The 9,946-nt window shown below is 71.1% G+C and carries 9 protein-coding genes; 3 read left to right on the forward strand and 6 right to left on the reverse strand.

Annotated features, from left to right (window positions below):
- Positions 1 to 171: 171 nt before the first annotated feature.
- The 4 genes from STRIP9103_RS20790 to STRIP9103_RS20805 all read right to left on the reverse strand — a co-directional run bounded on the left by STRIP9103_RS20790 (position 172) and on the right by STRIP9103_RS20805 (position 4,233).
- Positions 172 to 1,095 (reverse strand): sirohydrochlorin chelatase, encoded by a 924-nt coding sequence (locus STRIP9103_RS20790; RefSeq protein WP_086019291.1) that lies wholly within the window; start codon positions 1,093 to 1,095, stop codon positions 172 to 174.
- A gap of 192 nt (positions 1,096 to 1,287) precedes the next feature.
- Positions 1,288 to 2,268 (reverse strand): N-acetylglucosamine kinase, encoded by a 981-nt coding sequence (locus tag STRIP9103_RS20795; protein WP_009316337.1) that lies wholly within the window; start codon positions 2,266 to 2,268, stop codon positions 1,288 to 1,290.
- Positions 2,265 to 2,942 (reverse strand): uracil-DNA glycosylase, encoded by a 678-nt coding sequence (locus tag STRIP9103_RS20800; RefSeq protein ID WP_009316343.1) that lies wholly within the window; start codon positions 2,940 to 2,942, stop codon positions 2,265 to 2,267. Before STRIP9103_RS20800 ends, STRIP9103_RS20795 begins: the two co-directional genes overlap by 4 nt.
- Positions 2,943 to 3,147: 205 nt before the next feature.
- Positions 3,148 to 4,233 carry a WD40/YVTN/BNR-like repeat-containing protein gene (locus STRIP9103_RS20805; protein ID WP_009316334.1) on the reverse strand — a complete coding sequence of 362 codons (1,086 nt, stop codon included), beginning with the start codon at positions 4,231 to 4,233 and terminating at the stop codon, positions 3,148 to 3,150.
- Between the two features lie 234 nt (positions 4,234 to 4,467).
- Between STRIP9103_RS20805 and STRIP9103_RS20810 the strand changes: the two genes are divergently transcribed.
- Entirely contained in the window at positions 4,468 to 5,049 is a 582-nt protein-coding gene (locus STRIP9103_RS20810) for an Rv1733c family protein (RefSeq protein WP_009316338.1), read from the forward strand.
- 138 nt (positions 5,050 to 5,187) lie between these two features.
- On the opposite strand, the gene STRIP9103_RS20815 is transcribed toward STRIP9103_RS20810, so the two are convergent.
- A complete protein-coding gene (locus tag STRIP9103_RS20815; protein WP_009316335.1) occupies positions 5,188 to 5,970 on the reverse strand; it encodes a pectate lyase in 783 nt (260 codons plus the stop codon).
- A gap of 48 nt (positions 5,971 to 6,018) precedes the next feature.
- Positions 6,019 to 6,996, reverse strand: a complete 978-nt coding sequence (locus tag STRIP9103_RS20820) for a pectate lyase family protein (protein WP_048820662.1) — start codon at positions 6,994 to 6,996, stop codon at positions 6,019 to 6,021.
- A gap of 401 nt (positions 6,997 to 7,397) precedes the next feature.
- On the opposite strand from STRIP9103_RS20820, the gene STRIP9103_RS20825 reads away from it, so the two are divergent.
- On the forward strand, positions 7,398 to 8,480 hold the full coding sequence (locus tag STRIP9103_RS20825) for a non-reducing end alpha-L-arabinofuranosidase family hydrolase (RefSeq protein ID WP_048820663.1): 1,083 nt from the start codon (positions 7,398 to 7,400) through the stop codon (positions 8,478 to 8,480).
- A gap of 154 nt (positions 8,481 to 8,634) precedes the next feature.
- On the forward strand, positions 8,635 to 9,946 hold a 1,312-nt coding region (locus STRIP9103_RS20830), incomplete at its 3' end, for an extracellular catalytic domain type 1 short-chain-length polyhydroxyalkanoate depolymerase (RefSeq protein WP_078613988.1).

Here is a 9,946-nt window from a genome sequence, read left to right on the forward strand (position 1 = left end):
GGGTCGTGGCCGGAAAACAGCACGCCGACGTCGATGCGTCGAATCCGCAGCCCCGGACTCGACGCAGGCGACTCGGCACTCCGAACCAGCGCACCGAACTCGGCACTTCAGAACTCGGCACCCCGGAAACCCGGTGCGCCGAACCCGGCGGTTCGCCGGGGCCGATCGGCCTCAGCGAACCGGCATGCCCTGCGGCTGCTGCGGTGCGATGCCGAGCGCGGTCGTGTACTTGCCGAGCGCCAGCTTGCCGATCGCCGGGTAGGGGCCGAGCGCCTCGGCGGCGGAGCAACCCGCTTCCTTCGCGGCGGCCTCGATCAGACCGGCGTCGATCTCGGGCCCTATGAGGTACGGCGCGAGCGCGAGCTGCTGGGAGCCGGAGGAACGCAGCTGCTCGGCGACGGAGGTGATCGAGCCGTCCTGGTCGAGCGCGGCGGCCATCACCGGCACGGCGAGCCGCGCGGCCAGCAGCATGCCCGTGATCCCGGCGGCCTGCACGGCCTCCTCGCCGCCCACGGACGCGAGGACGATGCCGTCGGCGGCGGTCGCGACGGTGAACAGCCGGGCCCGGTCGGCACGCGCCAGACCGGCCTCGGAGAGGCGCACGTGCAGGGCCTCGGCGAGCAGCGGGTGCGGACCGAGGACATCGGTCAGCTCGGCCGCGATCTTGCTCTCCATGACGGCCTGGCGGACCTGGCGGAGCGTCGCGCTGTCGGGGCCGGCCAGCAGGGGCACGACGACGGCGACGGGGCCGTCGGGCTCCTTGACGTCGAGGCCGGCGGCGCGCGCCTGCTCGTAACGGGCGGTGCGCTCCTCGGCGGCGTGCGTCAGTACCGACTGCAGCGTGGGGAACTCGTCGGTGCCACCGTCGACGTACCCGATACGGGCGTCGAGGCCGGGCAGCTCGGAGCGCGCGATGCTCACGACCTCCTCGGCGAGGCTGCGCGTGGCGGCGCTGGGCGTGCCCGGCACCGCGAGGAGCAGCGCGGGCGCGCCCTCGGGAGCCGCCAGCGGCTCGGGGCGGCGATGCCGGCCCGGCTGGCGGGGTCGCGGCATTCGTACAGGCAGGCCGGATGCGGGCCCAGTGGGGGAGCTCATGGCGCCGCATGCTACTGGCTTCTTGGGCTCCCCTGTTCGGGGAGGGTGCAGGTGAGCGGTATCCGTCCGGATTTGTCTGATAGTTACGTGCCGATCAGGACCGATCGATACCGCATTTATCCGCTGAGCGGTGTTCTTCGCCCTCCACAACGGCGCTTGTCCGACAGGCTGGTTTGCTCCCTGTTTCAGGTACTACTTTTCAGCCATCACGTACACCATCTGCTCGTCGTACGGCAACCGTAGTCCGCCGGCGGCGAGATCGGTCGCGATGCGCACGGAACCGCTCAGCGGATCGCCCGCCGGGGGCACCCGCCGTGCGTGCGGCAACCGCTCCGTCAACTCGGCCTCCAGCGGTACGAGAAGAGGGTCACCCAGCTTGAACAGGCCCCCGGTGAGGGCCACCTGGGGCTCGCCCGAGGTGGGGCAGACGGCGGCTGCGGCGTCGGCCATGTGCCGGGCCGCCGCGCGCAGGATGTCCGCCGCCACCGGGTCGTCCCCGGCGCAGGCGGCCACCTCGGGTGCGAAGGAGGCGAGCACCGCCGGGCGGTCGGGTCGGGGGTAGAGCCGCCCGGGCAGCCCGTCCGCAGGGCCGAACGCCTTCTCCGCGCGCGCCATCAGCCGGGGTGAACCACCGCTCCGCCCGTCGTGCGCCCGCAGCGCCGCCTCCAGGCCCGCCCGACCGATCCACGCCCCGCTGCCACAGTCCCCGAGCAGATGGCCCCAGCCGTCCGCCCGACGCCAGCTCGCCAGATCCGTACCGATCGCGATCAGTCCCGTACCGGCGGCGATCACCGCACCCGGTCGCGCACCGAGGGCGCCGGTGTACGCGGTGACCGCGTCCGCGACCAGCGCGACCCGGCCGACCCCCAACTCGCGCGCCAGCGCCGAGGGCAGTTCGGCGCGCATCTGCTCCCCGAGCGAGGCGAACCCGGCGGCCCCGACGGCCACCGCGGCGGGAGGGCCGAGCCCGGCGCCGTCGAGCAACCGTCGCGCCAGGGGCAGCAGTCGCTCCAGCAGGTGCCCGGCGTCGATGCCCCGCGCTCCGGTCCGCACCGGGTGCTGCGACGCGAGCGGCTCCCCGAGCACCTCACCGCCCACGGCCAGCGCCGTGCGCAGCCCGGAGCCACCGGAGTCCACGGCGAGCACGGCGGGGTGCTGACCGCCGCCGGTCATGGCAGACGCCAGTCCACGGGGGTGCCGCCCTGTCGGGCCAGGAGATCGTTGGCGCGGCTGAAGGGGCGCGAGCCGAAGAAGCCGCGGTCGGCCGACATGGGGGAGGGGTGGGCGGACTCGATGGCGGGGAGATCGCCGAGCAGGGGGCGGAGGTTGCGGGCGTCGCGGCCCCACAGGATGGACACCAGAGGACGTCCGCGTGCGGCCAGCGCTCGTATGGCCTGCTCGGTGACCTCCTCCCAGCCCTTGCCCCGGTGCGCGGCGGGCTTGCGCGGGGCCGTGGTGAGCGCCCTGTTGAGCAGCAGGACGCCCTGCTGCGTCCACGGGGTCAGATCACCGTTGGACGGCTGCGGGAGGCCCAGGTCGGTGCCGAGCTCACGGTAGATGTTGATCAGACTGCCCGGCAGCGGTCGTACCTCCGGAGCGACCGAGAAGGACAGTCCCACCGCGTGCCCCGGTGTCGGATAGGGGTCCTGGCCGACGATGAGGACGCGGACGTCGTCGAACGGCTGCTGGAAGGCCCGTAGGACATGGGGTCCGGCCGGGAGATAGGTGCGTCCCGCGGCGATCTCCGCGCGCAGGAAGTCGCCCATCTCGGCGATCCGTCCGGCCACGGGTTCCAGGGCCTTCGCCCAGCCCGGTTCGACGATTTCATGCAACGGTCGTGGTGCCACGGCGTCACCCTACTGCCGTAGCGGCCCTGACGATCAACCGGTGCCCGGCGGGCGACCGGGGCTGACCGTTTCGCAGCCGAACCCGGTCGACTCCAGCCCGACTTGAGCGCCGGCACGGGTGGTGCCGGTCTCCCTGTGGCGGTCCGGGTCCGGCTCGGCCGAGCAGCCGCCCCGGCGCGTGCTCGAAAGACGTACGGCGACCGCCTCAGCCGATGACCGCCGCGCGGACGCACAGCACGTCCGGCAGATGCGACACCAACTGCCGCCAGCTCTCGCCGTCGTCGGCAGACGCGTACACCTCGCCGTTGCGGTTGCCGAAGTACACGCCCGCCGGGTCCGCCTCGTCCGTGCACATCGCGTCGCGCAGCACCGTGCCGTAGTGGTCCTCGGTGGGCAGCCCCGCCGAGAGCGGCTCCCAGCTTCTGCCCGCGTCCGTCGTGCGGAAGACCCGGCAGCGGTGGTCGGCCGGGACCCGGTCGACGTCCGCGTTGATCGGGAACACATACGCCGTGTCCCCGCGATGCGGATGGGTGACCGCGGCGAACCCGAACGTGGAGGGCAGGCCCTCGCCGATGTCGGTCCAGTGCTCGGCCGCGTCGTCGCTGCGGTACACACCCCAGTGGTTCTGCAGATAGAGCCGGTCCGGGGTCGCCGCGTCCCGGGTGACCTTGTGCACGCACTGGCCGAACTCGGGGTCGGGGTCCGGCAGGAACACCGCGGAGACACCGGAGTTGGAGGGCGACCAGCTGGCGCCGCCGTCCTGGGTGCGGAACACCCCGGCGGCGGAGACGGCGACGGTCATCGCGCGCGGGTCCCGCCGGTCGGTGAGGATGGTGTGCAGTCCCTCGCCGCCGCCACCCGGCGCCCACTTGTCGCGGGTCGGGTGCTCCCACAGCGGCCGTACAAGTGCGAAGCTCTCGCCGCGGTCCTCGGAGCGGTAGAGCGCGGCCGGCTCCGTGCCCGCGTACACCACGTCCGGCTCGGCGGCCGAGGGGTGCAGCTGCCACAGCCGCTCCAGGGAGGCGCCGGTGTCCTTGGGGAACTTGACGGCGGGCCGGGCCGGCTCCGTCCAGGTGCGGCCCAGGTCGTCGGAGTGGAACACGGAGGGGCCCCAGTGCGCGCTGTCGCCGCCGACCAGGAGCCGGGGTGTGTCCGCGCGGGTGTCGATGGCGACCGCGTAGACGGCCTGCGCGTTGAAGTACGGGCTCTCGTCGAAGGCCCAGACGCCTGCACGCCGCCGCCCGATGAACAGGCCCTTGCGCGTGCCTACGGTGAGCAGTACGTCGGCCATGCCGACCACCTCCGGGACATCGTCGTCTCAGTCACCGGCCAGTCTGCACCTCACCACCGACAGTCACCCCTCGAGACGCCTGTGCCGCAGGTCAATGGGGGTGGCGCGGATCGATACCGGCGTCCGACGGGGCCCGGGACGGGTGGCGTGACCGAGGTCGCATGAGCAGCGGGAGGGCCGCCGCCGTATGGGAGAGCGGTCCGGCAGTCCTGGGTGTGAGGGAGGGTGCCTCCGATGGTGGCATTCCGTGGTCCGAAGGTGTGGTTGTGGCGATGGCGACGCAACCCTCTGAAAAGGCGCAGCGACCGGCTGGAGGCCTGGGTGGTGCTGGTCGCCTGGGCGCTGACCCTGTTCGGCGGGGTGCTGGCGGGGCTGCTGGCGGCGGGGTCCGTGGAGTCCGGGCTCGCCCGGCAGCGCGCGGAGTGGCGCCCCACCGCGGCGGTGCTCACCGAGGACGCGCCGGAGCCGTCCGCGACCAGCGGGCCGGGTGCCGAGAAGGTGTGGGCGAAGGTCCGCTGGGCGGCGCCGGACGGCTCCGAGCGCCAGGGCCAGGCCCGCGTCGATCCCGCGAGTCCGATGGGCGCCCCGGTCACCGTCTGGACGGACGCCGAGGGCCTGCTGGTGACCAAGCCCGCCGGCGAGTCCCAGGCCCGGCTGCGCGCCGGGCTCGTCGGCGGCCTGGCGGGGCTGTGCGTCGCGGCCATGCCCTACGTGGGCGGCAGGCTCGTGCGCGGGCGGCTGGAGCGGCGGCGGATGGACCAGTGGGACGAGGAGTGGGAGCGGATCGGGCCGCTGTGGGAGCGGAAGACCTGGTGACCCCGTCGGGCGCCTGACCGAAGGGGCGATGGCCCCCGGCAAGTGCCCGCAGGAGGTGTTCGGCGGCCGGACGAGGCCTGTGGGGGAAGACGCCGTCCGACCGCCGGGGGTGGACTCACCGGAAGGTGATGAGCGGTGTCACCTGTAGGTGATGTCCGAGGAGGAGTACAGACAGTTGGTGCTGTCGGGGCCGGTACCGACCGCCGTGTTGTTGTTGTACTTCTGGCACGGGACGACCTTGCGGCCGCTGTCGTTGAGGATGGTGATCCTGCGCAGCGTCGCCACGTCGCCCCGGTTGACGTTGATGCCGACGAGCCGTGCGGTGGAGCCCGTCCCGGTCACCTCGATGTTGTTGAGGTTCACCTTGCGCGTGTACTGCGTGGAGCAGTCGCCGCACGAGCGGTACAGCGTCTTGAACTCGCTGACCGCGAAGTTGGAGATGTTGAGGGTGCCGGGCCCGTTGTGCTGGAAGACCTTGTCGGCCGCCTTCTTGGCGCCGCCGCCGGTCACCGTGTAGGTGGAGCCGCCGCGGAAGGTCGCGGCGTCCTCGCCGACGTCCTCCCACCACACGTTCTGCAGGGTGCAGTTGCCCTCGCAGTGGATGCCGTCGGCGCCGGGCGCGCCGATGATGACGTTCTTCAGGGTCGCCCCGGCCGCGAGTTCGAAGATCGGGTCCTGGCCCTCTTCCTGACCGTCGCCGGCCAGGTCGCCGCTGCCGTAGTAGCGCACCATGCCGCCGTCCCGGACGCCGGACACCTTGATGGTGGAGCTCACCGGCTGGCTCTTGCTGGGCGTCGGCCAGGTGGCGGCGTCGGCCGGGGTGGCTCCGCTTGTCATGATCATGCCAAACGAGAGGCCGAAGGCGGCCACCGTCCCGGTCATCGCACGCGTACGCGCGCGTGGACGTGTTGCAGAAGTCATGTCCCGATTCCTTCTGTTGTCCGAGCGGATGGGGGGTTGTCAGTGCTTTCAGGGCTTGCCGGCGCCCGCACCCGACGTCACCGAGGCGACGACGGACGAGGCGGACTCCACGGTGTAGCCGTAGGGCGGGGCGGTGAAGCTCCCCACCCGGGAGATCTCGGTGGCGGCCCCACCGAGGTCGTTGCCGCGCAGATTGGCGTAGCCGTCCACGTCACTGCTGCGGTTCGTGGTGACCGCGATCTTCGTGTTGCGGAAGACGTTGTTCTCCACGAGCATCTGGGCGCCCATGCGCGAATGGCAGGCGGTGTCGGCGCCGTCCACGTAGTTGTTGTAGAAGTGCCCCGTGCCGAAGCGCAGGCTGGGGATGCGCGAGTGGACGTTGCTGAAGCGGTTGTGGTGGTACGTCACCTTCAGATGGCCGGTGTCCTCGGAGGCGTTGTTGTCGCTGTGGCCGACCAGTGAGCCCTTGAAGTGGTCCTTGAAGGTGTTCCAGGACACCGTCACGTTGTCCGAGCCGTGGTTGATGTCCAGCAGACCGTCGTAGTGGTCCTTGTCGTGGTCACGGTCCGCCGAGAAGGAGTTGTGGTCGATCCACACCTTGGTGGACTCCTGGACCGTGATGTCGTCGGCGGGCGCGACGGGCTTGCTGATGTTCAGATTGCGGACGACGACGTTGGTCTCCTCCTTGATCCGCAGGCCGCCGCCGGTGAACCCGGACGACGAACCCACGCCCAGCACCGTGGTGTTGGAGCCGATGTCGACCTGACCGCTCAGTGTGATCAGACCGTTGACGCGGACGACCTTGGCCGCGTCGCCGGAGACGGCCGTCCGGAACGCGGCGAGCGTCGAGACCGTGGCCGGGGCGGCGCTGCCGCCACCGGTGGTTCCGGCTCCGTAACCGATCGGCGCCGTCTCGGCGGCCCCCGCCGGCTGCGGCAGGGCGAGCACGGCGGTCGTCGCCAGGGCGGCTGCGGCGGCCACCAGGGCTGATCTTTGCGCCTGTGTACGTGGGGGGACGGTACGCATGGCGGATGCGTCCCTTCGGGGAGAGCTGATGGATCATGTACGTGAACAGTGTTCGCCATATTGATTTGTCCGAGCGGCGGGAATCACCGAGGTGGGGTGCCCGGTGTCCCGTGAGGCGCGCAACCCCGGGCGGGTGGGGCTCTCATGCGTGCCGGTCCATACGCGGAGTGGTGTGGGGTGGTTCACACTGCTGAACGGAACGTAGAGGGCAAGCGCTTTCTAGTCAACGCTTTGCGCAAAACACATTCGGCCACTCGCGGTGAGCGGCGTGACACGCCTGGTGGGTGGCGGGGGCGAATTCTTTCGACGTGTGGGAGCGCTTCCAGGGCGGCCATGTGCATGTCACGATGCTCGCCGGACGCTTCTCTTCCGGGAGGGTTGAGTCGATGGCGGCCCCACGTATGCGTACGTTCATCAGCGGACTGGTCCTGGCGTTACTGGCCGTCGGCCTGACCGCGCCGGCCCCCGGCCCGGCGCTCGCCGACTCCTCCGGAACCGGCCGCGCGGGCCCGCTGCCCGGTTCGTTCAGCTGGTCCTCGACCGCCCCGCTGATCTCGCCGAAACCGGACGCCACCCATCCGATCGTCTCGATCAAGGACCCGTCGGTGTTCCGGTACGACAACCGGTGGCACGTCTACGCCACGACCGCCGACACCACCGGCGCGTGGAGCCTCGCCCACACCAGCTTCGCCGACTGGTCCCAGGCCGCCGCCGCGCCGCAGACGTTCCTCGACACCAACCCGAACATCGGCGACCGGTACGCCGCCGCCCCGCAGGTGTTCTACTTCGCCCCGCAGAAGCTCTGGTACATGGTCCACCAGACCGGCCCGCCCTCGTACTCCACCACCACCGACCCCGGTGATCCGCGCAGTTGGAGCGCGCCGAGGTACTTCTTCGCCGGCGAGCCGCCCATCGTCACCGCGAACAAGGGTGACGGCGCCTGGCTGGACTTCTGGACGATCTGCGACACGACCGACTGCTATCTGTTCTTCTCCGACGGCAATGGCCACCAGTACCGCTCCCGCACCACACTCGGCGAGTTCCCGAACGGCTTCCGGGACACCGCCATCGTGCTGACGGAACCCAACCGCTTCGACCTCTTCGAGGCGAGCAACATCTACCGGATCGGCGACAGCGGCAAGTACCTGATGCTCGTCGAGGCGCTCGCCACCAAGTCCGACTGGCGGCGCTGGTTCCGTGCCTGGACCGCCGACAGCCTGGGCGGCACCTGGACACCGCTCGCGGACACGGAGGCCAACCCCTTCATCCGCTCCACCAACGTGACCTTCGCGTCGGGTGTCCCGGCCTGGACCAGGGACTTCAGCCACGGCGACCTGATCCGCGACGGTGTCGACCAGACCCAGACGATCAACCCGTGCCGACTGCGGTACCTGTACCAGGGCATGGACCCGGCCGCGAGCGGCGACTACTCCCAACTCCCCTGGCGACTGGGCCTGCTCACCCAGACCAACTCCGCCTGCTGAAGCCCGAGCCGGACTTCGGCCCGCGCGGACTTCGACACACGCGGGGTTCAGCCCACGCGGAGTTCAGCCCAAGCGGACTTGAGCACACGCGGACTTCGGCCGACGTACGAACGGCCTCCCGCGAGCCTCATCAGCGACAGGAAGGGACAAGGACGTGTCCACAACCCCCCACGACCCCGCGCGCAGACCGCTGCGTTCCCCCGCGCGCAGACCGCTGCGTTCGGTGCTCGTCGCACTCCTCGGAGCACTGGTGCCGTTGCTCGCGGCCACGCTCCTCACCGCGCCCACGGCCCACGCCGCGCCCACCGCCTCCGCCGCGGCGGACACGAAGGCCGAGGCCGCCCCCAGAGCGGCGCTCACCGAGATCACGGGCTTCGGCGAGAACCCCAGCAACCTCCAGATGTACCTGTACGTGCCGGAGAGCGTCACCGCGAACCCGGCGATCCTGGTGGCCGTGCACTACTGCACCGGCTCCGGACCCGCGATGTACAACGGCACCGAGTACGCCCAACTGGCGGACCGATACGGGTACATCGTCGTCTACCCGTCCGTCACCCGCAGCAGCAAGTGCTTCGACGTCTCCTCACCGCAGGCGCTGCGCCGCGGTGGCGGCAGCGACCCCGTGGGCATCAAGTCCATGGTCGACTGGACCGTCCGCACCTACGACGCCGACACCGACCGCGTCTTCGTCACCGGCATCTCCTCCGGCGCGATGATGACCAATGTCCTGCTCGGCGACTACCCCGACGTGTTCGCCGCGGGCGCCGCGTTCGCCGGTGTGCCCTTCGCCTGCTTCGCCACCACCAACGGCTCCGAGTGGAACAGCGACTGCGCGAACGGCACCATCACCCGCACCCCGCAGGCCTGGGGCGACCTCGTCCGGGGCGCCTACCCCGGCTACACCGGACCCCGGCCGCGTATGCAGCTGTGGCACGGCACCGAGGACGACGTGCTGCGCTACCCCAACTTCGGGGAGATGATCAAGCAGTGGACCAACGTCCACGGTCTCAGCCAGACACCGGCCGCCACCGACTCGCCCCAGACCAACTGGACCCGCACCCGCTACGGCTCCACCGGTGACCGCGCCCCCGTCGAGGCCATCAGCCTCCAGGGCACCGGCCACAACCTGTACGCCTGGGGCATGGGCGAGCGCGTCCTCACCTTCTTCGGCCTCAACAGCTCCGGCCCCGCGCCCCAGCCCCCGGCCGGCCCCTGCAAGGTGACCGTCACCACCAACGCCTGGAACACGGGCCTCACCGCCTCGGTGACCATCACCAACACCGGTACGACGACGGTCAACGGCTGGAAGCTGACCTTCACCCTGCCCTCGGGACAGACCATCACCAACGGCTGGGGCGCCACGTACGGCCCGGCCAGTGGCGCCGTGACCGCGACGAACGTGACCTACAACGGCTCGATCGCACCGGGCGCGAGCGTCGGCATCGGCTACCAGGCCAACCACAGCG

The sequence above is a fragment of the Streptomyces ipomoeae 91-03 genome (assembly GCF_000317595.1).
Classification (GTDB): domain Bacteria; phylum Actinomycetota; class Actinomycetes; order Streptomycetales; family Streptomycetaceae; genus Streptomyces; species Streptomyces ipomoeae.